Source organism: Citricoccus parietis, assembly GCF_042433045.1.
GTDB lineage: Bacteria > Actinomycetota > Actinomycetes > Actinomycetales > Micrococcaceae > Citricoccus > Citricoccus parietis.
On the sequence record NZ_JBHLWH010000027.1, the window covers coordinates 49,627 to 72,286 of the forward strand.

The 22,660-nt window shown below is 69.6% G+C and carries 19 protein-coding genes and 1 tRNA gene; 3 read left to right on the forward strand and 17 right to left on the reverse strand.

The features are described from left to right. Positions 1-70: 70 nt before the first annotated feature. The 12 genes from atpB to argS form a co-directional block, all read right to left on the reverse strand. On the reverse strand, positions 71-883 hold the full coding sequence (gene atpB, locus ACFFIO_RS09320; protein ID WP_378041571.1) for a F0F1 ATP synthase subunit A: 813 nt from the start codon (positions 881-883) through the stop codon (positions 71-73). Positions 884-1,181: 298 nt separating this feature from the next. Continuing rightward, positions 1,182-1,634 (reverse strand): hypothetical protein, encoded by a 453-nt coding sequence (locus ACFFIO_RS09325; RefSeq protein WP_378041294.1) that lies wholly within the window; start codon positions 1,632-1,634, stop codon positions 1,182-1,184. Beyond that, positions 1,631-2,746, reverse strand: coding sequence for an MraY family glycosyltransferase (locus ACFFIO_RS09330; protein ID WP_378041295.1), 1,116 nt, complete (start codon positions 2,744-2,746; stop codon positions 1,631-1,633). Before ACFFIO_RS09330 ends, ACFFIO_RS09325 begins: the two co-directional genes overlap by 4 nt. Then, complete coding sequence (locus ACFFIO_RS09335) at positions 2,743-3,384, reverse strand: L-threonylcarbamoyladenylate synthase (RefSeq protein ID WP_378041296.1); 642 nt, start codon at positions 3,382-3,384, stop codon at positions 2,743-2,745. The genes ACFFIO_RS09330 and ACFFIO_RS09335 overlap by 4 nt, the downstream gene beginning before the upstream one ends. Then, the gene (gene prmC / locus ACFFIO_RS09340) at positions 3,381-4,316 is read right to left on the reverse strand and encodes a peptide chain release factor N(5)-glutamine methyltransferase (protein ID WP_378041297.1); all 936 of its coding nucleotides are present in this window, start codon (positions 4,314-4,316) and stop codon (positions 3,381-3,383) included. The genes ACFFIO_RS09335 and prmC overlap by 4 nt, the downstream gene beginning before the upstream one ends. Further along, positions 4,309-5,388 (reverse strand): peptide chain release factor 1, encoded by a 1,080-nt coding sequence (gene prfA / locus ACFFIO_RS09345; RefSeq protein WP_378041298.1) that lies wholly within the window; start codon positions 5,386-5,388, stop codon positions 4,309-4,311. Before prfA ends, prmC begins: the two co-directional genes overlap by 8 nt. A 154-nt stretch (positions 5,389-5,542) precedes the next feature. Further along, the gene (rho, locus tag ACFFIO_RS09350; protein WP_378041299.1) at positions 5,543-7,759 is read right to left on the reverse strand and encodes a transcription termination factor Rho; all 2,217 of its coding nucleotides are present in this window, start codon (positions 7,757-7,759) and stop codon (positions 5,543-5,545) included. 240 nt (positions 7,760-7,999) lie between these two features. Beyond that, positions 8,000-8,989: a homoserine kinase gene (gene thrB, locus ACFFIO_RS09355; RefSeq protein ID WP_378041300.1), complete on the reverse strand. Its 990-nt coding sequence runs from the start codon at positions 8,987-8,989 to the stop codon at positions 8,000-8,002. Beyond that, on the reverse strand, positions 8,989-10,116 hold the full coding sequence (gene thrC, locus ACFFIO_RS09360; protein ID WP_378041301.1) for a threonine synthase: 1,128 nt from the start codon (positions 10,114-10,116) through the stop codon (positions 8,989-8,991). Before thrC ends, thrB begins: the two co-directional genes overlap by 1 nt. Before the next feature lie 5 nt (positions 10,117-10,121). Next, complete coding sequence (locus tag ACFFIO_RS09365) at positions 10,122-11,498, reverse strand: homoserine dehydrogenase (protein WP_378041302.1); 1,377 nt, start codon at positions 11,496-11,498, stop codon at positions 10,122-10,124. A gap of 82 nt (positions 11,499-11,580) precedes the next feature. Further along, the gene (gene lysA / locus ACFFIO_RS09370) at positions 11,581-13,047 is read right to left on the reverse strand and encodes a diaminopimelate decarboxylase (protein WP_378041303.1); all 1,467 of its coding nucleotides are present in this window, start codon (positions 13,045-13,047) and stop codon (positions 11,581-11,583) included. 2 nt (positions 13,048-13,049) lie between these two features. Next, complete coding sequence (gene argS, locus ACFFIO_RS09375; RefSeq protein ID WP_378041304.1) at positions 13,050-14,714, reverse strand: arginine--tRNA ligase; 1,665 nt, start codon at positions 14,712-14,714, stop codon at positions 13,050-13,052. 129 nt (positions 14,715-14,843) lie between these two features. Here argS and ACFFIO_RS09380 point away from each other — a divergent pair. After that, positions 14,844-14,919 (forward strand) — tRNA-Arg (locus tag ACFFIO_RS09380). Positions 14,920-14,977: 58 nt separating this feature from the next. Here the strand turns inward: ACFFIO_RS09380 and ACFFIO_RS09385 are convergent. Further along, positions 14,978-15,313, reverse strand: a complete 336-nt coding sequence (locus ACFFIO_RS09385; protein WP_378041305.1) for an META domain-containing protein — start codon at positions 15,311-15,313, stop codon at positions 14,978-14,980. A 29-nt stretch (positions 15,314-15,342) separates the two neighbouring features. On the opposite strand from ACFFIO_RS09385, the gene ACFFIO_RS09390 reads away from it, so the two are divergent. Then, positions 15,343-16,392, forward strand: coding sequence for a GNAT family N-acetyltransferase (locus ACFFIO_RS09390; protein WP_378041306.1), 1,050 nt, complete (start codon positions 15,343-15,345; stop codon positions 16,390-16,392). Positions 16,393-16,410: 18 nt separating this feature from the next. Here ACFFIO_RS09390 and putP read toward each other — a convergent pair whose 3' ends face one another. Genes putP through ACFFIO_RS09410 form a run of 4 tightly spaced genes read right to left on the reverse strand, consistent with a single transcriptional unit; the run spans position 16,411 to position 20,769 of the window. Beyond that, complete coding sequence (gene putP / locus ACFFIO_RS09395) at positions 16,411-17,949, reverse strand: sodium/proline symporter PutP (RefSeq protein ID WP_378041307.1); 1,539 nt, start codon at positions 17,947-17,949, stop codon at positions 16,411-16,413. A 9-nt stretch (positions 17,950-17,958) separates the two neighbouring features. Then, a complete protein-coding gene (locus tag ACFFIO_RS09400; RefSeq protein ID WP_378041308.1) occupies positions 17,959-18,750 on the reverse strand; it encodes an ABC transporter ATP-binding protein in 792 nt (263 codons plus the stop codon). After that, entirely contained in the window at positions 18,750-19,736 is a 987-nt protein-coding gene (locus ACFFIO_RS09405; RefSeq protein WP_378041309.1) for an ABC transporter permease, read from the reverse strand. The genes ACFFIO_RS09400 and ACFFIO_RS09405 overlap by 1 nt, the downstream gene beginning before the upstream one ends. A gap of 10 nt (positions 19,737-19,746) precedes the next feature. Continuing rightward, positions 19,747-20,769: an ABC transporter substrate-binding protein gene (locus ACFFIO_RS09410; protein ID WP_378041310.1), complete on the reverse strand. Its 1,023-nt coding sequence runs from the start codon at positions 20,767-20,769 to the stop codon at positions 19,747-19,749. A gap of 269 nt (positions 20,770-21,038) precedes the next feature. Here ACFFIO_RS09410 and ACFFIO_RS09415 point away from each other — a divergent pair, with 269 nt between their 5' ends. Next, positions 21,039-22,628, forward strand: coding sequence for an HNH endonuclease (locus tag ACFFIO_RS09415; RefSeq protein ID WP_378041311.1), 1,590 nt, complete (start codon positions 21,039-21,041; stop codon positions 22,626-22,628). Positions 22,629-22,660: the final 32 nt, after the last annotated feature.

Sequence of the window (22,660 nt, forward strand, 5' to 3'; positions counted from 1 at the left end):
ACGTGCTGCGGTGGCGGATCACTCCGCCGAACCGTGCCCACCTTCACCCAAGGATGGCGGGCCCGGAAGGTCAGTGGTCGTTGGCGGCCAGCGCCCCTTGGATGTAGATCGCGGTGAGCAGGGTGAAGACGAACGCCTGCAGGTACATGATCAGCAGTTCCAGGAAGTACATGGCCACGGAGCCGAGGACCACGAGGACACCGGTGGCCTGAAGGGCGACGTTGCCCGTCTCCATGATCAGGAACTGGGCACCCGCGCCGGCCAGCATGATGATCATGTGACCGGAGAGCATGGTGGCCATCAGACGCAGGGAGTGAGTCAACGGCCGGACGAGGAAGGTGGAGATGATCTCCAGCGGCACCAGCAGCGGCAGGATCCAGCCCGGGACACCGCTGGGGACCACGGCCAGCTTGAAGTACTTGAGGCCGTTGCGCTTGATGCCCAGGCCGATCCAGATGATGTAGACGATCAGTGCCAGTGCATAGGCCGACCCGGCGTGCGAGAAACTCGGCAGCTGCAGGAAGGGCACGGCCCCGAACAGGTTGTTCACGATCACGAAGAAGAACAGGCCGAACAGCAGCGGGACGAAGGGCTTGAACTCCTTCTCGCCGATGATGTCCCGGCCCATGCCGTTGCGCACGAAGGCATAGCCGGATTCGGCCAGCCACTGCACCTTGCCCGGGACGAGCCCCGGCTTGCGCATGGCGAGCATGAAGAAGGCGGAGATGAGGATCACCGAGAGGATGATCATCAGCATCTGCTTGCCGAAACCCGTGCCATACTCGGCCATCCAGGGCAGGATGTCCGGCAGGTGGGTCTGGTCGATCGTGGGAGGAACGAATCCACCCTCATCGGTGGAGCTGGCGAGCACGATCGGTAGCACGCTGATCCTCTCTGCAGTGTCGGTCAACAGGACGCGTACGGCGCGTTCCCACCGGAGCGGTCAAGCGGGCGGCACAGCGCAGCCCCGACCGTCGTTATTGATCGTTGATGAGCCTATCAAACCGGGCATGGTGCTGATGACCAAAAAGTCCAATTCGGCGCGGTTTTCGCGCCTTGCGACGATTTATTTCTACGTTGTGTCGAAGTCACACCGTCATCGGCCCGACATCCGAGCGTGACCAGACCGTGATGCGTTGTCCGTTCGCCGTCCCCGGCCATCCGTCGGGGCGCTGATGGGGTCAGTCGTCGTAGATCTGCTGCCGGGTCCGGGCGAAGACGAGGACCTCCGTCACCTGCCAGGCCACAATCGCCACGAGTGCGCCGAGTCCGGCGGCCATGGTGTCCAGCCAGGCCGGCGTGGGCACCACGGTCAGCAGCACCGCCATCAGGATGATCTTCAGGACGAAACCGAACAGGGCGATGAACACCGCCTGTTCCCGCCAGCGGTCCCAGGACCAGGCCGTCACGAGCAGCGTGAGACCGGAGAGGACCACGACGGCGGCGCCGGCCAGTCCCAGCGACGCGGCGGCGGCTCCGCCGGCCGCTCCCCCGACGACCAGCCACGCAACGACGACGGCCACGGCCAGTGCGGCGACGGAGCCGATGAGGCAGGCGGTGAGGATCCCCCACCAGCCGCGGGTGTTGACGCGCTTCACGGACGTCTTCATGGGCTTCTTCATGGACGACTTCATGAGCGGAGTTCCCTCGATGATTCCCTCGAACGGCGCACCCAGGGGTGCAGGGTCAGGTATCCGGCGCCCAGCAGCAGGACGCCGACGACCGGCAGGACGATCAGCCAGTCGAAGAAGTTCAGTGAGACCACCCCGTAGGCGATCAGGAAGGTCCACAGGTAGAGCAGCAGCACGGCCTGCCGGTGGGTCCACCCGCCGTCCACGAGTTTGTGGTGCAGGTGTCCGCGGTCGGCCGAGAAGGGGCTGGCCCCGCGGACCGTCCGGCGCACCACGGCCAGGGCCAGGTCCAGCAGCGGCAGGGCCATGACGGCGATCGGCAGCAGGATCGGCATGTAGGCGGGGACGTTGCGGAAGCGGAATCCCTCCATCGCCCCCACGTCCGCGGTCACGGCCACGGCGGCGGTGGCCAGGAGCAGGCCGATGAGCATGGCGCCCACCTCGCCCATGAAGATCTTCGCCGGGTTGAAGTTGTGCGGGAGGAAGCCGAGGCAGGACCCGACGAGGACGGCCATGAGCAGGGTGGCCAGGTTCGAGTAGTCGAACTCGTTGATGGTCCGGGTCAGCAGGTAGGTGTAGATGAAGAAGGCCGAGCCCCCGATGACGGCCATCCCGGCGGCCAGCCCATCGAGGCCGTCCACGAAGTTGATGGCATTCATGGTCAGCACGAGGATGAAGATCGTCAGGCCGATCTGGATCGATTCGTTGCCCACCGGGATCCACCCGACCGGCATGGCCTCGACCCTGATCCCGTGGAAGGCCACCAGGGCGGCCGCCGTCACCTGGGCGGCGAGCTTGAGGGTCCAGTGCAGGTCCCACAGGTCGTCCGCCACACCCATCGCCAGGACCACGGCGAGGGCGAACAGCAGCCCGCGGATGGGATCGGGGTCGGAGAAGATACCGTCCAGGAACGGGATCATGGCGCCGATCCCCAGCGCCACCAGCACGCCGGCGATCATGGCCACCCCGCCGAGCTTGGGCACCGGCTCGCGGTGCACGTCCCGTTGGCGTTGCGGGGTGTAGACGCCCCCGGCCAGGGCGAGCCTGCGCACCGCCGGTGTCAGGACGAAGCTGATGACGGCGGAGAGCCCGAGCAGCAGCAGGTAGACCTTCATTCCACCAGGTCCGGAACCACCGCGGCCAGCTCGCCATAGGACAGGGCCCCGTGACGCACCACGCGGAAGGGCGAGACGGTGCAGTCGATGATGGTGGACGGTTCGGAGACGGCGCGTTCGCCGTCGTCGAGGTAGACGGACACCGTGTCGCCGAGCATCTCGCGGGCGGCCCCGGCCGTCGTCGCCGCCGGGAGGGACGTGCGATTCGCACTGGAGACGGCCAGCGGGCCGAACTCCTGGAGCAGCTCGCGGGCCACCTGGTCATCCGGCACACGCAGGGCGACGGTCCCCTGGGTCTCCCCCAGGTCCCAGGTCAGCGAGGGCTGCGCCTGGAGGATCAGGGTGAGGGCACCCGGCCAAAACTCCTCGGCCAGGTCCCGGGCGCCCTGCGGGACATCGACGGCCAGGCCGTCCATCACCCGGGGGCTCCCGATGAGCACCGGCGGCGGCATGGCCCGTCCCCGGCCCTTGGCGGCCAGGAGCACCGCCACGGCCTGCGGGGAGAAGGCGTCGGCGGCGATCCCGTAGACGGTGTCCGTCGGCAGGACCACGCATTCGCGATTGGCCAGTGCCGTCCGGGCGGCCTCGATGGCCTCGTCCAGTCCGGTTTCCGTGGTGCAGTCGATCAGCAGGCTCACCGTGCCATTGTCCCATCCGTGCGCGCTGCGATCGTATAACGCGGCCGCCCGTTGAGGTCCTCCTGCGTCTGGACGTCGCTGAACAGCCCGCCCCGCCGCAGCAGGCCGGCCACCAGCTCGCCCTGGGTGTCGTCGTGTTCCATGACCAGTGTTCCCCCCGGGCGCAGCAGCCGGGCGGCCGTGGCCGCCACGACGGTGGGCAGGCGCATGCCGTCCGCTCCCCCGCCGTAGAGGGCCAGCCCCGGATCGCGCCGCGCCTCGGCCTGGGTCGGGATGCGGCCGTCCGGCACGTATGGAGGATTGGACACCACGACGTCGGCGCGGCCGTCCAGGTCCGGCAGCGCGGTCGCCGCGTCCCCCACGTGCAACGCGACACCGCGCGGGTCCAGGTTGGCGGCCGCCCACCAGGCGGCCTCGGGGTCGGCCTCCACCGCGTGGACCATGGCTCCGGGGACCTCGGTGGCCACCGCCGCGGCGATGGCCCCGGAGCCGGTGCACAGATCGACCACCAGCGGGTGCCCGTCCTGTTCGCCCGGTCCGGGCCGCACAGCCCGGGCGGCGTCGATGGCCGCTCCGGCGACCAGTTCGGTCTCCGGGCGGGGCAGGAACACGCCGTGTCCGACCTGCAGCTCGACGGACCGGAAGGTCGTGGTGCCGGTCAGGTACTGCAGCGGCGTGCGGGTGGCGCGGGAGATGGACAGCCGGCGCAGGTCGACGGACTGGAGCGGATCCAGACGACGTCCGGCGATGGCCCAGGCGACCACCTCGCCACGGCTGACGCCGAGGACGTGGGCGGCCAGCAGCTCGGCGTCCGCGCGGGGTGAGTCCACGCCGGCCGCGGCCAGCAACTCGGTGGAGGACCGCAGCAGGGACTCCAGCGTCACGGTGTCAGCCTGGCGGTCAGTCTGCCGGTCAGTCAGGGTGTCAGTCATGCTGCCCCAACGCCTCCAATCGGTGTGCCTCGTCCGTCTCGATGCAGGACTGCAGGACGGGGCCGAGGTCGCCGTCCAGGACGGCGTCGAGGTTGTAGGCCTTGTATCCGGTGCGGTGGTCCGCCACCCGGTTCTCCGGGTAGTTGTAGGTCCGGATGCGCTCGGAGCGGTCCATGGTCCGGACCTGGGAATGCCGCACGGCGGCATTCTCGGCGTCGAGCTGCTCCTGCTGGTGGGCCAGGATCCTCGAGCGCAGCACACGCATGCCGGCCTCACGGTTCTGGATCTGCGACTTCTCGTTCTGCATCGACACCACGATCCCGGTGGGCAGGTGGGTGATGCGTACCGCGGAGTCGGTGGTGTTCACGGACTGGCCGCCCGGACCCGAGGAGCGGTACACGTCGATCTTGAGGTCGTTGGCCGAGATCTGCACCTCCTCCGGTGCGTCGACCTCGGGGAACACCAGCACGCCGGCCGCTGACGTGTGGATGCGGCCCTGGGACTCGGTGACCGGGACTCGCTGCACGCGGTGCACGCCGCCCTCGAACTTCAGGTGCGCGAAGACACCCTGGGACGGCTCGGTCGAGTTGCCCTTGATGGCCACCTGGACATCCTTGTAGCCACCGAGGTCAGACTCCGTGGTGGAGAGGATCTCGGTCTTCCACCCCTTGGTCTCGGCGAAGCGCACGTACATCCGCAGCAGGTCCGCGGCGAAGAGGGCGGCCTCCTCGCCGCCTTCGCCGCCCTTGATCTCGAGGATGGCGTCCCGCGCATCGGCCGGATCCCGGGGAATGAGCAACCGGCGCAGTTTCTCCGTGGCCTGCTCCGCCGTGGCCTCGAGCTCCGGCACCTCGGCGGCGAACTCCTCGTCGTCCTCGGCGAGCTCGCGGGCATCGGCCAGGTCGGCTTCGGCCTGGGTCCACGCCCGGTGCGCCGCGACGATGGCACCGAGCTCGGCGAAGCGACGGCCCAGCTTCCGGGACAGGGCCTGGTCCTGGTGCACGGCGGGGTCCGCGAGTCTCTCGGTGAGCTCGTGGTGCTCGTCCAGCAGGTCCTGCACGGATTCGAACATGGGTGTCTTCCTTCAGTCAGGGGCGCAGTGAGCGGCGCGGTCAGGGCCGGTTCCCGGTGGCGGGGCGAACGACTCGGCCCCCGCCCTTCCGCCGTCCAGTGCCCGGTGGATACCGGACACTGGACGGCGGAGGGACGGGGGCCAGGGTGGGTCGCTACTTCTCGCCCTTGGAACCCAACGTGGTCTTGGAGACCAGCATGAGGAACTCGGCGTTCGACTGGGTCTCCCTGATCTTGTTCGTCAGGATCTCCAGCGCCTGCTGCGTGTCCAGGCCGGACAGGACCCGGCGCAGCTTCCACATGATCTTGATCTCGTCGGAGGTCAACAGGTTCTCCTCACGGCGGGTGCCGGAGGCGTTGACATCGACGGCAGGGAAGATGCGCTTGTCCGCCAGCTGGCGGGACAGGCGCAGTTCCATGTTGCCGGTGCCCTTGAACTCCTCGAAGATGACCTCGTCCATCTTGGAACCGGTCTCCACCAGGGCGGTGGCGAGGATGGTCAGGGAGCCGCCGTTCTCGATGTTGCGGGCGGCACCGAAGAACCGCTTCGGCGGGTACAGCGCCGAGGAGTCCACGCCGCCTGACAGGATGCGTCCGGACGCCGGCGCGGCCAGGTTGTAGGCACGGCCCAGACGGGTCATGGAGTCCAGCAGGACCACCACGTCGCGGCCCATCTCCACGAGGCGCTTGGCACGTTCGATGGCGAGTTCGGCCACGGTCGTGTGGTCATCGGCCGGACGGTCGAAGGTCGAGGCGATGACCTCGCCCTTGACCGAGCGCTGCATGTCGGTGACCTCTTCCGGACGCTCGTCCACCAGCACCATCATGAGGTGCACCTCGGGGTTGTTGGTGGTGACGGCGTTCGCGATGGACTGCAGGATCATCGTCTTGCCGGCCTTCGGCGGGGAGACGATGAGGCCGCGCTGCCCCTTGCCGATCGGCGAGACCAGGTCGATCACGCGCGGGCCGACCAGCTTGGGATCGGTCTCGAGGCGCAGCCGCTCCTGCGGGTACAGCGGCACCAGGTCGTTGAACTTGGTGCGCTTGGGGCTGTCCTCGGCCTGCTGACCGTTGACAGAGGTCAGACGCACCAGGGCGTTGAACTTCTGCCGGTTCCCACCGCTGGCGTTGTTGTTGCTGTTCTGGCTCTCGCCGTCACGCGGGGCGCGGATGGCGCCCACCACGGCGTCGCCCTTGCGCAGGCCGTACTTCTTGACCATGGACAGAGAGACGTAGACGTCGTTCGGGCCGGGCAGGTAGCCGGAGGTCCGCACGAAGGCGTAGTTGTCCAGGACATCCAGGATGCCGGCGACGGGCAGCAGCACGTCGTCCTCGGTCATCTCGGTGTCGTCGACCTCGGGGCCGGTGCGACCGCGGCGGTTGCGGTTGCGGTCGTTGCGGTTGCGGTTGCGGCGGTTGCGGCGGCTGTCCTCGTCGCGGTCGTTGTTCCGCTCGCTCCGGTCGTTGTTCCGGTTGGTGCCCCGGTTGCCGGACTGCTGATCGTTGTCAGACCTGTTGCTGTCGGCCCTGTTGCTGTCAGACCTGTTGCTGTCAGACCTGTTGTCCTGCTGGCGATCGGCATTCCGCTCGTTACGGTCGTTGCTCCGCTCGCCGCGGTCGTTGCTCCGCTCACTGCGGTCGTTGTTCCGGTCGTTACGGCTGTTCCGGTCATTACGGTCGCCACGGCCGGAGCGGTTGTTGCGGTCACCGCGGGCGTTCCGGTCGTTGGAGCGCTCCTGCTGGCCGTCGGTCCCCTGGCCGGTGCCGTCACCGGTACCGTTCCGGGACTCGGAGGCCGCCTCGGACGAGGTCTCCGCGGAGGCGGACTGGTCCTCGCCGGTGGTGCCGGCTGCCGACTCGGCGCGGCGCGAACGGGTCCGGCGGGCCGGACGCTCGGGAGCGCCGCCCTCGGTGTCCGCAGCCGACGTCGCGGGCTGATTCTGGTCGGCCGACGAGTCAGCCTGCTTCTGGTCAGCTGACTGATCAGCCTGCTTCTGCTCGGCCTGGGCGCCGGCGGTCTTGGTGCCGCGGGACCGGCGCTTCGGTGCGGCCGCGCCGTCGTCGGCACCGGTGGACTTGCTGTCGGCACCGGCCTTGCTGTCCGATCCGGCCGCGGCGCCGGACGTGTCCTCAGCCTGCTTGCGGTCCGCGACGGAGCCGCCGCGCTGGTGACTGGAGATGGCGGCCACCAGGTCGGATTTGCGCATCCGGGATCCCCCGGTGATGCCGAGCTGGGAGGCCAGGGCCTGCAGCTGTGCCAGCTTCAGGCCCGCCAGGCCGCCACCCGCCTGGGCGGCGGTGGTGGCTGCCGCGGCTGGTGCCTCGGTGGAATTGCCCGCGGAGGCCGTGGGCAGTTCAGTGGTTTCGGTCACGAAGGTTCCTTCTCCCTCGTCAGGCAGGATCCGACTGGAGGGATCCCGCGAAGTGTGTACCGGCTGCCACCTGAACAGGTGGCTGAAAACCGGGATTCAGTACCGGATCGGACTCGATCCGGGAAAGTGCAATCCAGGGAGCCAAGACAGGCCGAAGCCCGCTGGGACCGAACTGGTCCGCGTGGAGCCTGGATTCCCACCGACCACGGGATCCGCACTCTCAGCGGAACCCGGTCGACATCAGCCCGAGATGGGCTGGCCTGAGCGGTGTGTCTCCACCCTAGCACCCGCGGCGTCCACGGGCAGAATGCTGACACGCCACGGCTGCGCGGACCGGTCGAGACTGGCTTGCATGGCCAACCGGGCAGTCTCCGCCTGGTCCATGCCGTCGGCGAGCACCATGACGGTCGGGCCGGCCCCCGAGACCACGGCGGCCAGGCCCTGCCGGCGCAGGTCCCGCACCAGTCCGACGGACTCCGGCATGGCCGACTCCCTCTGGTCCTGGTGCAGCCAGTCGCGTGTGCCGGCCAGCAGCAGTGACGGCTCCTGCGTCAGGGCGTGCACCAGCAGTCCCACCCGGCCGGCGTTCGCGGCGGCCACGTGGTGCGGGACCTGCGCGGGCAACAGCCCGCGGGCCGTCTCGGTGCTCAGCGGCTGCGCGGGGATCGCCACCACGGGCACCACCGCGGGATGCGGCCTCATGGCCGAGGAACGGTAGCGACCGTCCTCCTCCCAGGAGACGGTGAGTCCCCCGGTCAGGGCCGGCGCCACGTTGTCAGGGTGGCCCTCCAGGTGCGAGGCCGCGTTGAGCAGGTCCGCCTCGGAGGCGCGTTCGTCCTCCGGCAGCAGGGCGTCGGCGAGCAGGATGGCGCTGGCGTGGGCCGCGGCCGAGGAGCCGAGCCCACGGCCATGCGGGATCCGGTTGGTGGCCACCAGTGCCAGCCCGGGCACCTCCCAGCCGCGCTCGAGCAGGTATCCGCGCAGCGTGGCGATCACCAGGTGCGAGGCGTCGGTGGGCACGACGCCGGCCCCCTCGCCCTGCACCACGGCCGAGAAACCCTCGTCCACGGCGGTCACTTCCACGTCGTCCCGCAGGTCGAGGGCGAGTCCCATGGAGTCGAATCCGGGGCCGAGGTTCGCCGAGGTCGCCGGGACGGTGACACGCACGGTGACCCCGGCGGGCACGCTCCTCAGACCCTGTTCCAGGCGCGGTTCCGGCCGGTTCGGCATCAGGAGAGCCCCAGGGCCTCGGCCACGGCCACGACGTCGAACGGCACCTTCTGCGGTTCGACGTCCGAGCCGTCCGCATTCCTCAGGGCCCACTGCGGGTCCTTGAGTCCGTGACCGGTCACGGTGATGACCCAGCGTTTGCCGGCCGGGACGTTGCCGAGGGCGTGGTGCTTGATGAGTCCGGCCACGCCGGCGGCGGAGGCGGGCTCCACGAAGACGCCCTCCCGGGCGGACAGCCAGCGGTGGGCGGCAAGGATCTCGTCATCGGTGACGGAGTCGATCATGCCCCCGGACTCGTCGCGCGCCGCCTCGGCCTGCTCCCAGGAGGCCGGGTTGCCGATCCGGATGGCGGTGGCGATGGTGTCCGGCTCGGTCACGGGATGACCGAGGACGATCGGAGCCGCACCGGCGGCCTGGAAGCCCCACATCGTGGGGGTCCGGGTGGCCACGGCGGGCAGCTCGACCGGCTCGGACCCGGCTGGTGCGGCACCGGGGTGGGGGTTCGTGTAGGGCCGGGAGTACTCCTGGTAGCCCTTCCAGTAGGCGGTGATGTTGCCGGCGTTGCCGACGGGCAGCAGGTGGTAGTCCGGCGCGTCACCGAGGGCGTCCACGACCTCGAACGCACCGGTCTTCTGCCCCTCGATGCGGTTCGGGTTCACGGAGTTCACGAGGAAGACCGGATAGTTCTCGGAGAGCTTGCGGGCCACGTCGAGGCAGTTGTCGAAATTGCCGTCCACCTGCAGCAGCGTGGCGCCGTGGGCGATGGCCTGCGAGAGCTTGCCCATGGCGATCTTGCCGTCCGGTACCAGCACGGCGCAGGTCAGCCCGGCCTGGGTCGCGTAGGCGGCGGCGGAGGCCGAGGTGTTGCCGGTGGAGGCGCAGACCACGGCCTGGGCGCCCTGCTCCACGGCAGCGGTGATGGCCATGGTCATGCCGCGGTCCTTGAAGGAGCCGGTGGGGTTCATGCCCTCGAACTTCACCCACACCTCACCGTCCACGAGCTGGGACAGGGCCGGGGCCTCGATCAGCGGCGTGCCGCCCTCGCCCAGGGTGACCACCCGGGTGCTCTTGCTGACGGGCAGGCGGTCGGCGTATTCGCGGATGACCCCGCGCCATTGGTGTGCCACTGTGTTCAGTTCCCTTCGACTCGCAGGACCGAGACCACTTCGGTCACCACGTCCAGTTCCTTGATGGTGGCCACGGTGGCCGCCAGGTTCTGCTCCTTGGCCTCGTGCGTGATGATGCGCAGGAGCGACTCGGGAGCCTCATCGGTGTAGGCCTCGTCGGATTCCTCGACGACGAGGTCGTCCTCCGCCAGGGGGACCTGGCGCATGGACACGATCGAGACACCGTGTTCGGCGACGGCCGAGGCGATGGCGGCCAGCACTCCGGGGCGGTCGGCCACCCGGATGACCACCATGTAGCTGGTGCGGGCCTCCCCCACGGGCAGGGCCGGCACCACGGAGCGCGGGGTGTGCGTGCGCCCGGCACCGCCGCGGACCAGCCGGCGGGCGATGGAGACGGTGTCCCCCATGACGGCGCTGGCCGTGGGGGCCCCGCCGGCACCGGGGCCGTAGAACATCAGTTCACCGGCGTTCTGCGCCTCGACGAACACGGCGTTGAACGCACCACGGACGGCGGCCAGCGGGTGTTCGCGTGGCAACAGGGTCGGATGCACGCGCAGCACGGCGCCGGCGGTCCCGTCACCAGCCGTGATCCGCTCGGCGATCGCCAGCAGCTTGATGACGTAGCCGGCCTCGGAGGCGGCCTGGTTGTCCGCGGCGGTGATCCTGGTGATGCCCTCGCAGTAGACCTCGTCGATCCGGAACGGTGCGTGGAACGCCAGGTTGGCCAGGATCGCAGCCTTGGCGGCCGCGTCATGGCCCTCGATGTCCGCCGTCGGGTCAGCCTCGGCGTAGCCGAGCTCCTGGGCATCGGCGAGGGCATCGTCAAAGGCTGCCCCGGTGGTGTCCATCTGGTCCAGGATGTAGTTCGTCGTGCCGTTGGCGATGCCCATCACGCGGGTGACGGTGTCCCCCGCCAGGGAGTCCCGCAGCGGGCGCAGGATGGGGATGGCCCCGGCCACGGACGCCTCGAAGGAGAGCTGGGTGCCGGCCTCCGCGGCGGCCGCGAACAACTCCGAGCCGGACTGGGCGAGCAGGGCCTTGTTGCCGGTGACCACGGCCGAGCCGTTGCCGATGGCCCGTTCGATGAGCGACTTGGCGGGCTCGATGCCACCCATCAGCTCCAGCACGATGTCGGCGGAATCCACCAGCGCCTCGGCGTCCGTGGTGTACAGCTCGCGGGGCAGCTGGTAGTCGCGACGACCGTCCGGGTTACGGACGAAGACGCCGGCCAGCTCCAGGCGCCTGCCTACGCGGGCGGCCAGCATCTCGGCGTCCTCCGTGAGGATCCGCGCCACCTGCGAGCCGACGGTGCCGGCGCCCAGCAGCGCGATCTTCAGGGCCGGCTGCGGGGTGTTCGGCGCGGACGGGGTCGTGACGGTCATGGTCCTCCGTTGATTCTGGGAGATGGAAAAGTCGGGGTGGAGAAGTCAGGGTGGAAAAGTCAGGGCGGAAAAGTCGGCTCCGCTAGAGACCGGTCTCGCGGGCGAAGAGGTCCTCTTCGGTCTCGCGGCGGATGATCACGCGGGCCTGCCCGCCCTGGACCGCGACGACGGCCGGCCTGGTGAGCATGTTGTAGTTGCTGGACAGCGAATGGCAGTACGCACCGGTGGCGGGCACGGCCAGCAGGTCGCCGCGGGCCACGTCGTCCGGCAGGTAGGCGTCCTTGACGACGATATCCCCGGACTCACAGTGCTTGCCGACCACCCGGGAGAGGACCGCCGGGGCGCCGGAGGCACGGGAGGCCAGCGCCACGGAGTAGTCAGCCTCGTAGAGGACCGGGCGGGCATTATCTGACATGCCTCCATCCACGGAGAGGTACCGGCGCGGATGGGTGGTGCCCTGGTCACCGTCCACGGTCACGGTCTTGCGGACACCGGCCTCGTACAGGGTGAAGGCGGCCGGGCCGGAGATGGCACGGCCGGGCTCGATCGAGATCCGGGGGCAGGCCATCCCCAGCGCCGAGCAGGCCGCGCCGACCACGCCGGCCAGCGTGGTGGCGATGTCCTGCGGCGTCCGCGGGGTGTCCGCGGCGGTGTAGGCGATGCCGTGCCCGCCGCCGAGGTCCAGCTCCTCCAGCTCGACGCCGTGCTCCGCCTTGATCTCGGCGAGGAAGCCCAACAGCTTCTCGGCGGCCACGCCGAAGCCCTCGGGCTCGAAGATCTGCGAGCCGATGTGACAGTGCAGTCCGCGCAGGTCGATGGACCCGGCGGCCAGGGCACGGGCCACGGCCTCGGCGGCCGGCGACCCGGCCGTTCCAGCCGCCCCGTCGGTTCCAGCCAGCCCGGCCGGCCCCGCCATCGAGAGCCCGAACTTCTGGTCCTCGTGGGCGGTGGCGATGAACTCATGGGTGTGGGCGTGCACGCCGGGTGTCAGCCGCAGCATCACGGGGGCGACCGCGCCGGCCTCGGCGGCCAGCTCCGTGAGCCGGTCCAACTCGTCCAGGGAGTCCACGACGATCCGCCCCACCCCGGCGGCCAGGGCCCGGCGCATCTCGTCATCGGACTTGTTGTTGCCGTGCAGTCCGATGTGCGCCGGATCGACGCCGGCCCGCAGCGCGGTGGCCATCTCGCCCCCGGAGGCGGTGTCCAGGCGCAGGCCCTCCTCCGTCACCCAGCGGGCCGCGGGGGTGCAGAGGAACGACTTGCCGGCGTAGTAGACGTCCACGCCCCCGCACAGGTCCGCGAAGGCCTCGTTGAAGGCGTCGCGGAAGGCACGGGCCCGGGAGCGGAAGTCGTCCTCGTCGAGGACCAGGAGCGGTGTCCCGTAGTCCCGGGCCAGCTGGGAGGCGGGCAGGCCCTGGACGGCGATCTCGCCGTCGTCGTTCCGTTCCACTCCGGAGGCCCAGAGCTTGGTGACCAGGGCGTTCGGGTCTTCGGGGTAGTCGAGCCAGTCGGGTGCCAGGGGCGAGGCGTGGGCAGTCGAAGCAGTCACGGTCACATCCGTTCCGGGGCGCTCACGCCCAGCAGGTCGAGTCCATTGGCGAGCACCTGCGCGGTGGCCTCGTTGAGCCACAGGCGGGTGCGGTTGAGGTCGGTGATCTCCCCCGGCTGGACGTCTCCGGCGCGGTCCTCGGCCACGGGCACGATCCGGCACGCGGCATACCAGGAATGGTAGGCGCCGGCGATGACCTCGAGGTGGCGGGCCACGCGGTGCGGTTCGCGGAATTCGGCGGCCTGGGCCACGATCGAGGGGAATTCGCCGAGCCGGGCCAGCAGGTCCGATTCGGTCGCGTGCGTCAGCAGCGCGGCATCGAAGACGGAACGGTCGACGCCGGCCGCCTCGGCCGTGCGTGCCGCGCCCCGGGACCGGGCATGGGCGTACTGCACGTAGAACACCGGGTTGTCATTGGTCTTCGACGTGAGGATCTCCGGGTCGATGGTGATCGGGGAATCCGCCGGGTACCGGGCCAGTGAGTAGCGCAGCGCGTCCGCCCCGAGCCAGTCGATGAGGTCCTTGAGCTCGATGATGTTGCCGGCCCGCTTGGACAGCTTGGCTCCGTTGACGGAGATCAGCTGGCCGATGAGCACCTCGATGTTGCGTGCCGGATCATCACCGGCGCAGGCGGCGATGGCCTTGAGGCGGCCGACGTAGCCGTGGTGGTCCGCGCCGAGCAGGTAGATCTTCTCGATGAAGCCGCGGTCCTTCTTGGACAGGTAGTAGGCGGCATCCGCGGCGAAATAGGTGGGCTCGCCGTTGGCGCGGATGAGCACGCGGTCCTTGTCATCCCCGAAGTCGGTGGTGCGCAGCCAGACGGCGCCCTCACGGTCGTCGATGTGGCCCTGCTCGCGCAGCCGCTGCACGGCATGGCCGATGGCGCCGGACTCGTGCAGCTCCTTCTCCGAGAACCAGACATCGAAGTGCACGCCGAAGGTCTCGAGCGTGTCCCGGATGTCCTGCATCTGGTGGCGGTAGGCCGCCTCGCGGATGACCGGGACGGCCGCCTCCTCGGTGAGGGTGGTGATGTCCGGGTGTTCGGTGCGCACCTGGGTGGCCAGGTCCTGGATGTACTCCCCCGGGTAGCCGCCCTCCGGCACGGGCAGGCCGTGCAAGCGGTTGTAGACCGACTGGGCGAACACGTTCATCTGGTTGCCGGCATCGTTGATGTAGTACTCGGCCGTGACCTCGGCTCCGGAGGCGCGCAGCAGCCGGGAGATCGCGTCCCCGAGCGCGGCCCAGCGGGTATGGCCGATGTGCAGGGGGCCCGTGGGGTTCGCGGAGACGAACTCCATATTGACCACGCTGCCCGCCAGGGCGGTGTTCCGGCCGTAGGCTGCTCCGGCCTCGACGACGGTGCGGGCCAGCTCCCCCGCGGCCGCGGCGTCGAGCGTGATGTTCAGGAAGCCCGGGCCGGCGATGTCCACCCGAGCCACGCCGGGGACCTGCGCCAACTTCTCGGCGAGCAGCGCCGCGAGGTCACGCGGGGCCAGGCCGGCCTTCTTGCCCAGCTGCATGGCCACGTTGGTGGCCCAGTCGCCGTGCTCTCGGTTCTTCGGTCGCTCCACCTTGATCGTGGTGGGCACCTCCACAGAGATCTCGCCGGAATCAACGGCATCCTGCAGGCAAGCGGCCAGGGCTGTGGAAAGGTCTTCGGGGGTCACCCGCGACAGTCTAATGTTCTGGCGGTCCCCGTCCGTAACCGGCGTGGGACCGCTGGCCGGTTTCCCGCACCGGCCCCGCATGGGGTAGGGTTATCAAGTCCCGATCGGCCCGCCGATTGAGAGACCCCCGCCTCCGTAGCTCAGGGGATAGAGCGTCTGCCTCCGGAGCAGAAGGCCGCAGGTTCGATTCCTGCCGGGGGCACCATCATCTCCTCTTCTCTCTCCTCACGGCCGCGTCGCCGGCGTCACCCACAGCCTGAACGTCACGCGGTGGTCCCGGAGTCCGGGGCGGCCCGCGGCAGGGCGCCGATGACCCGGCCGGCCGCATCGAGGACCTCGAGCCGGTCTCCGGAAGAGTCATGGAGGAGCAGTGCGGACACGGCGCCGTTGAGCCAGGTGTCCACGCCCTTGCAGAACATCATCGTCGAGACCAGACGGCTGAAGTCGACCCGCTCCGCCGTCAGGGTCCACTCCCCCATCAGGCGATTGCAGCCGTCGGAACCGTGCAGCCGGCCCCCGGCCTCGAAGCCCAACCACGGTTGGCCCGGGGCGTCGGAGCCCCAACGGTGATCGATGAGTTCGGCGGCGAGCTCTTCCATCACGCCATCGTAGGGCAGACGATTCCCCCATGGTCGAGAGAAACCCGGTGGCGGGAGACGCGGTGGAGGGCAGCACTGTGGAGAGAAACACAGCGGAGAGAAACACAGCGGAGAGAAGCGCCGCCCTCGCCTTCATCATCGCCTGCCAACAGGACCCCGCCACCGGCACCGCGTTCCTCGGGGAGGATCCCGCCGGGATCGAGGCCGAACTCGAGGGCCTGGACCAGCCCTGGTTGCGGGGCCTGAGGGTCGTGGAACAGGACGGCACCGTCATCGCCGCGTGCACCGTCGACTGGGACCCGGAGCCGTCGATGGCCTGGGTCCACGGCCCGTGGGGCGCTCCCGAGCAGGTGGCCCGCCACGGGGCCGCCCTGGTGGCTGCGGTGTGCAACGCCGTCCCGGCGGGCATCGAACGCTTCGAGATGTGCGGCCACGTGGCGAACGGGTCCATGGCCGCCCTGGCCGCCGACCTCGGCTGGACCGCCACGGAGGTGAACTACGCCATGGTGGTCCCGGCCCGTACAGCGGCGCGATGGACGGAGCCGGCAGCACAGGCGGAACAGACGGAACAGACGGAACAGACCAAACAAGCCGAACAAGCCGAACAGCACACCGGGTCCGACGCCGGCGCGGCGCCGCCGGTGCGTCTCCGGGAACCGGTGCGTATCCGGCTGGCAGAACCGGCCGACGTCGGGCTCCTGGAACCTCTGCACACGGCCGAGTTCGGCGCGGCCTACGCGACGGCCGCCCAATTGCTCTCCCGCCACCACACCGTGGTGGCCGAGGATTCCACGGGAACGGTGCTGGGCTACGCTGCAGGCTCTCTCCAGGACGACGGCCAGGCCTATGTGGACTTCACGGCCGTGGTCCCCGAGGCCCGGCGCCACGGATTGGGCCGCCGGCTCGTCATCGGCCTCGCCGAACGGCTCCTGGCTGCGGGAGACCCCGGGATGCTGCACCTGACGGTGCGCGAGTCCCGGGCGGCGGCGCACGCACTGTACCTGTCCCTGGGGATGCGGCCGGACGCGGCACTGCGCGGCTACCGGGGGCCGCGGGTGACGGCTCAGCACCCCGGGTGATCCGCCCTACCGTGCATCTCAGGCCTCCGAGGCGACGAACTCCTTGCCCTTGGACACTGCGACGGCCTCGTCGAACTCGGCGCTGATCTCGGCCGTTTCCGCGGCCTCCGAGCGGTGGGTCACCAGGGAGACGATGATGCCCACGACTGCGGCCAGCACGAAGCCGGGCACGATCTCGTACATCTCGAAGACCCCACCCCAGGCCTCGTCCGGCATGTTGCCCCACCAGAAGACGATGACGGCGCCGACCACCAGCGAGGACAGGGAGCCCCAGGCGTTGAACTTCTTCCAGAACAGGGCCAGGATCACCACCGGCCCGAAGGAGGCGCCGAAGCCGGCCCAGGCGAAGCTGACGAGGTCCAGGACACTGGCCTCGGGATCGAGGGCGATGAGGATCGCGATGATGGCCACCAGGATGACCCCGCCGCGGCCCAGCCACAGCTCGTTCCGGGCGCTGGCCTTGCGACCGAAGAGCTTGTAGAGGTCCTCCACCAGGGCGGAGGAGCACACGATCAGTTGGGAGGAGATCGTGGACATCACGGCGGCCAGCACGGCCGCGAGGACCAGTCCGGCCACGAAGGGGTGGAACAGGATCTGGGCCAGGACCAGGAACACCGTCTCCGGATCGTCCAGCGAGGTGCCGGGATTCGCCTGGAAGTAGGCGATGCCCACCAGTGCGGTCATGATGGCGCCGAAGGCACAGATGGCCATCCAGGCCACGCCGATGCGACGTCCGGCCACGGCGTCCTTCGCCGAACGCAGGGCCATGAAGCGGACGATGATATGGGGCTGCCCGAAGTAGCCCAGGCCCCAGGCCAAGGCGGAGATCACGCCGACCCACGTGGCGTTGGCGAGGAAGGACAGCCGGTTGGTGCCCTCCTCCATCCCGGCGTCCGCGGACCCGATCAGGTTGACCATCTCGCCCCAGCCACCCACGTTGATGATGGCGACCACCGGGACGGCGATGAGTGCGGCCAGCATGAGCAGGCCCTGCGCCACGTCCGTGAGCGAGGCGCCGAGGAAACCGCCGAACAGGGTGTAGACGATGGTCACGCCGGCCACGAGCAGCATGCCGACGAGGTAGGTCGAGCCGAACGAGGACTCGAAGAACTTGCCGCCCGCCACCATGCCGGAGGACACGTAGAAGGTGAAGTACACCAGCACGATCCCACCGGCCACGATCCGCAGCAGGTGCGTGCGGTCACGGAAGCGGTTCTCCAGGAACGAGGGGATGGTGATGGAGTTCCGGGCCACCTCGGTGTAGGCCCGCAGCCGCGGCGCGATGAACTTCCAGTTCAGCCAGGCGCCGATGGTCAGGCCGACGGCGATCCAGGCTTCGACCAGGCCAGCGGCGTAGACCGCACCGGGCAGGCCGAGGAGCAGCCAGCCGGACATGTCCGAGGCGCCGGCGGAGAGCGCCGCCACGAACGGGGGGAGCTTGCGACCGGCCAGCATGTAGTCGTCGAGGTCGTTGTTCTTCCGGGACGCGTAGAAGCCGATGGCCAGCATCGCGGCGAAGTACAACAGGATCGCTATGAGTTTGAAGGTGGTGTCCATGGAGGTCTCCTACTGCAGCAGGGTCTTGTCGTCCAGCGTGGCCCCCTTGATCTTCTCGAACTCGCCGAGCAGGTCCCGCACGGTCTTGCCGCGCTTCTGCTCCTCGTCGAGGTCGAGGATGATCTGGCCGTCGTGCATCATGACCAGTCGGTTGCCCACCCGCAGCGCCTGCTCCATGTTGTGCGTGACCATCAGCGTGGTGAGCCCCTGGTCCGTGACGATCTGCTCGGTCAGCCGCGTCACGAGCTCGGCACGCTGCGGATCCAGGGCGGCGGTGTGCTCGTCCAGCAGCAGGATCCGCGGGTCCGAGAACGTGGCCATGAGCAGGCTGAGGGCCTGCCGCTGGCCACCGGAGAGCAGTCCGACCTTGGCCTTGAGCCGGTTCTCGAGGCCCAGTTCGAGCACGGAGAGCGCCTCCCTGAAACGGCGGCGCTTGGCGTTGGTGACGCCTCGACCCAGCATCCGGGTGGCGCCGCGCTTGTCCGCGATCGCCATGTTCTCCTCGATGCTCAGGTGCGGCGCGGTTCCCGCCATCGGGTCCTGGAAGACCCGGCCCACCAGGGCGGCCCGGCGGTGGTCCTTGAGCCGCGTGACATTGCGGCCGTCGATCGTCACGGTGCCGGAGTCCGGCGCCAGTCCGCCCGAGATCACGTTCAGCACCGTGGACTTGCCGGCCCCGTTGGAGCCGATCACCGTGACGAAGTCGCCCTCGCGCAGGTGCAGCTCGATCCCCCGCAGGGCGCGCCGCTCGTTGACGGTGCCCGGGAAGAACGTCTTGTTCACGTCCGTCAGAGTCAGCATCAGCGGGTTCCTCCTGCCGTGGGGGCGTCCGGTGCGCCTGCGGACGCCCCGGCGGTCGCGCCGGCCGGCGACGTCGGCGCCTCGGCTCCCGCGGCGGCGGCACCGCCCGGGTCGGCCCGGTTCACCAGCGCCTTGCGGCGCCGGAAGAAGGGCATCTGGGGTAGCACCAGGGCGATCACCACCAGCACGGCCGAGACGAGCTTCATGTCGTTCGGGTCCAGTCCCACCGTGAGGGCCAGTTGGATGGCCACCCGGTAGAGGACGGAACCGGCGATGACGGCCAGGACGGCCACGAGGATCGAGCGCGTGCCGAAGATGGCCTGGCCGAGGATCACGGAGGCCAGGCCGGCGATGATGAGGCCGATGCCCATGCCGATGTCCGCGAAGCCCTGGAACTGGGCGACCACGGCCCCGCTGAGTCCGACGAGGGCGTTGGACAGGGCCAGGCCCAGGATCTTCTGGTTGTCCGTGTTGACCCCGTAGGAGCGGATCATCTTCTCGTTGTCCCCGGTGGCCTGCATCGCCAGGCCGAGGTCCGTGTGCAGGAACCAGGCCAGGATGAGCGCCAGCAGGATGGCCACGGCCGCGAAGATGCCGATGGAACCCCAGCCGCCGATCAGGCCGGCGTCCTTGAGCGGGCTGATGGCCGTCTCCTCGCCCAGCAGGGGGACGTTGGCCTTGGCCATGATCCGCAGGTTGATCGAGTACAGCGCGATCTGGGTGAGGATCCCGGCCAGCAGGCCGTTGATGCGTCCCTTGGTGTGCAGCAGGCCCGTGATCACGCCCGCCAGGAATCCCGCCACGAACGCCAGCAGGAAGGTCAGATACGGGTTCACCCCGTTGACGATCGAGATGGCGGCGACGGCCGCGCCCGTGGTGAACGAGCCGTCCACCGTCAGGTCTGGGAAGTCGAGGATGCGGAAGGTCACGTAGACCCCGAGGGCCATGATCGCGTAGATCAGGCCCAGTTCGATGGCGGTGTTCATGAAGGGACGCCTACTCCTGGCCCACCACGTGGTCGGCCTCGTCGATCATCGACTGCGGGATCTCCACGCCCATGGCCTCGGCGGCAGCCGGGTTCACGTACAGCTCCGGTTCGGTCAGGGTCTCCACCGGCATGGTGGCCGGGTCTGCGCCCTCGGACAGGATACGGAGGGCCATGTCCGCCGTCTGCGCACCGAGCTGGTCGTAGCTCAGGCCGTACGTGGCCACGCCGCCGCGTTCCACTGAATCGCCCTCGGCGGGGATCAGCGGGATCTGGCGGTCCTGGGCCACACCGATCAGTGTCTCCAGGGCGGACACCACCGCATTGTCGGTGGGCACATACAGGGCGTCGACGTCGGAGAGCGAGTTCGCGGCCTGCTGCACCTCGGAGGAGTTGGAGACGGTGGCCTCGACGATCTCCAGGCCCAATTCCTCAGCGGCCTCCTTGGCCCATTCGACCTGGACCTCGGAGTTGACCTCACCGGAGGAGTAGACGATGCCGACCGTCTGGGCCTCCGGGTCCAGCTCGGTCAGCAGGGTCAGCTGCTCCAGCACGGGGTTGGCATCGGAGGTACCGGTGACATTGCCGCCGGGGGCCTCGTTCGACTCCACCAGGTTGGCGGAGACCGGGTCGGTCACGGCGGTGAAGAGCACCGGGACGTCGGTGATGGCCTGGGCGGCGGTCTGTGCGGACGGGGTGGCGATCGCGAGCACCAGATCGTGGTCCGCGGAGGCGAAGGAGCCGGCGATGGTGTTGGCGGTCGCCTGGTCACCCTGGGCGTTCTGGACATCCAGGGTGATGTCCAGGCCGGACTCCTCGATCCGTGCCTCGAACCCGGAGCGTGCCGCGTCCAGGGAGGCGTGGGAGAGGAACTGGGACACACCGATCGAGTAGGACTCGGCGCCGTCACCGCCCTCGGTTGCGGAGCCGCCGTCGCCTCCCTCGTTGCCGCAGGCCGTCAGGGCGAGTGCGGAGACGGCGAGCAGCGCTCCTGCACGGAGTCCGGTGCGGTTCTTCTGACTACCGAGCATCATGGGGGTCCTTTCACCACCGCGTACGCCGGGTGGACGCTGGTGCGCCGGTGCGAGGGATCCGGGGTACGACGGTAACCCACCATAGTCGTGTCCCACGTCATACAGTCAGGCACCACGCACGGAGATCTTCGCGGACGCGGACAATGCCGTGGAGGACAATGCCGTGGAGAGGGGGGGTGCTCCTCCACAGGCGACCGGACGACCGGCCTCATCCACCGTTCCACTGCGGGGCGCTTATCGTGTCCGGGCTCCTCCATAGAGTAGTACACATGTTCGAAGGAATCAGGCAGGACCCCACGCCCGACGGCGGCGCCCCCGGTAGCGCTCCCGCCACCGGTCCCGCTCCGGTCAACGCCCTGGACCTCATCGGACTACGCCGGGCCCTGGCGCTGATGGTCCCGGCCGCGACCCTCGACCATGACGACCTGGTCGAGGCGGATTCTCCCGGCAAGGACTCCAGCGCCCCTCCGAACGCCATCGCCTCACCGGACGGACCCGAGGCCGAGGCCATTGACCGCATCCACGCCCTGGAGGCGCTCAAGGCCGCCTGCGCCGCCGCCCAGGCCCGTGAGACGGCCGCCCTGCACGCCCACCGCACCCGCGCCGAGGAAGTCCGCGGCGTCCCCGTGTCCCGGCGGGGCCGCGGCCTTCCGGGCGAGGTCGCCCTGGCACGCAAGGCGGCCCACTCCCGCGGCTCCCACCACCTGCGCCTGGCCCTGAACCTCGTCCAGCACCTCCCCCACACCCTGGACGCGCTGACCAGCGGGACCATCACGGAGGACCAGGCCGCGGCCGTCGACCGCCAGACCCACTGGCTCGATCCCCACCACCGGCACGCCGTGGACGCCGCACTGACGGACCGGCTCGGCCATCTCAGTCACCGCGAGCTGACCCGTGAGGCCCAGGCCCATGCCCAGGGGCAGGACCCGGCTGCGGCCGTCGAGCACCAGGAGCAGGCCTGCCGGGACCGGCACCTCAGCCTGAAACCGGCCGAGACCAGTCCCGGCATGGCCTACCTCACCGCACTGCTGCCCCTGGCCCAGGCAGCGGCCTGCCATCAGAGCCTCACCGCTGCCGCCGCCACCCTGATCGCCGGTGGTGACGCCGGCGATCGCACACCGCAGCAGGTCCTCACGGACACCTTCGTCGAACGGCTCACGGGGCAGACCGAGGCCGGTTCCGTCCCGGTCGAGATCCAGCTCGTCATGACCGACCAGGCGCTGCTGGACGGAGACCACACTCCAGCCTGGATTCCCGGTCTCGGGCCGATCCCCGCCGCGACCGCCAGGGATGTCCTCGCCGATACCGAGGCCGAGGTGTTCCTGCGCCGCCTCTACACCGCACCCGAGAACGGTCATCTCGTAGCCATGGACTCCCACCGCCGCACCTTCACCGGCGGCCTGCGTCAGATGATCCTGATCCGGGACGACACCTGCCGCACGCCGTTCTGCGCAGCGCCGATCCGCCACCTCGATCACGCCACACCCCACCGTGACGGCGGGACCACGAGCTACGCCAACGGTTCCGGGCTCTGCGTGCGCTGCAACCAGACCAAGGAACAGCCCGGCTGGACCCACCGCTCCACGCCGGACGAGCTCACCGTCACCACCCCCACCGGACACCGGTACACCCGCCGGCCCCGACGCCTGGCCCCGCCTGCACCACCAGGGGCCCGGGCGACCACGGAGCCGCCCGGCACCACCCACACCACAGGACACCGCGTTCGACTACCGTCTGACGCTCCATTGCCCTCTGACACTGATCCATGTCCCGGATTCCTCCCGAGACTCGTGTTCCGGGGCCCCGTTGACTTCCATCTCGTCGGCCATCCACCCTCCGCCGACGACCGGGCGGCCTGAGCCGGCATGCCCACTGATCTGGCATCCCCACT

What these genes read in the sequence shown, in the direction of transcription:
- ACFFIO_RS09325 (WP_378041294.1), bottom strand. Translation starts at nt 1,634, where the DNA reads ATGAAGTCGTCCATGAAGAAGCCCATGAAGACGTCCGTGAAGCGCGTC.
- ACFFIO_RS09330 (WP_378041295.1), bottom strand. Translation starts at nt 2,746, where the DNA reads ATGAAGGTCTACCTGCTGCTGCTCGGGCTCTCCGCCGTCATCAGCTTC.
- prmC (WP_378041297.1), bottom strand. Translation starts at nt 4,316, where the DNA reads ATGACTGACACCCTGACTGACCGGCAGACTGACCGCCAGGCTGACACC.
- prfA (WP_378041298.1), bottom strand. Translation starts at nt 5,388, where the DNA reads ATGTTCGAATCCGTGCAGGACCTGCTGGACGAGCACCACGAGCTCACC.
- thrB (WP_378041300.1), bottom strand. Translation starts at nt 8,989, where the DNA reads ATGCCGAACCGGCCGGAACCGCGCCTGGAACAGGGTCTGAGGAGCGTG.
- ACFFIO_RS09365 (WP_378041302.1), bottom strand. Translation starts at nt 11,498, where the DNA reads ATGACCGTCACGACCCCGTCCGCGCCGAACACCCCGCAGCCGGCCCTG.
- ACFFIO_RS09385 (WP_378041305.1), bottom strand. Translation starts at nt 15,313, where the DNA reads ATGGAAGAGCTCGCCGCCGAACTCATCGATCACCGTTGGGGCTCCGAC.
- ACFFIO_RS09390 (WP_378041306.1), top strand. Translation starts at nt 15,343, where the DNA reads ATGGTCGAGAGAAACCCGGTGGCGGGAGACGCGGTGGAGGGCAGCACT.
- putP (WP_378041307.1), bottom strand. Translation starts at nt 17,949, where the DNA reads ATGGACACCACCTTCAAACTCATAGCGATCCTGTTGTACTTCGCCGCG.
- ACFFIO_RS09400 (WP_378041308.1), bottom strand. Translation starts at nt 18,750, where the DNA reads ATGCTGACTCTGACGGACGTGAACAAGACGTTCTTCCCGGGCACCGTC.
- ACFFIO_RS09405 (WP_378041309.1), bottom strand. Translation starts at nt 19,736, where the DNA reads ATGAACACCGCCATCGAACTGGGCCTGATCTACGCGATCATGGCCCTC.
- ACFFIO_RS09410 (WP_378041310.1), bottom strand. Translation starts at nt 20,769, where the DNA reads ATGATGCTCGGTAGTCAGAAGAACCGCACCGGACTCCGTGCAGGAGCG.
- ACFFIO_RS09415 (WP_378041311.1), top strand. Translation starts at nt 21,039, where the DNA reads ATGTTCGAAGGAATCAGGCAGGACCCCACGCCCGACGGCGGCGCCCCC.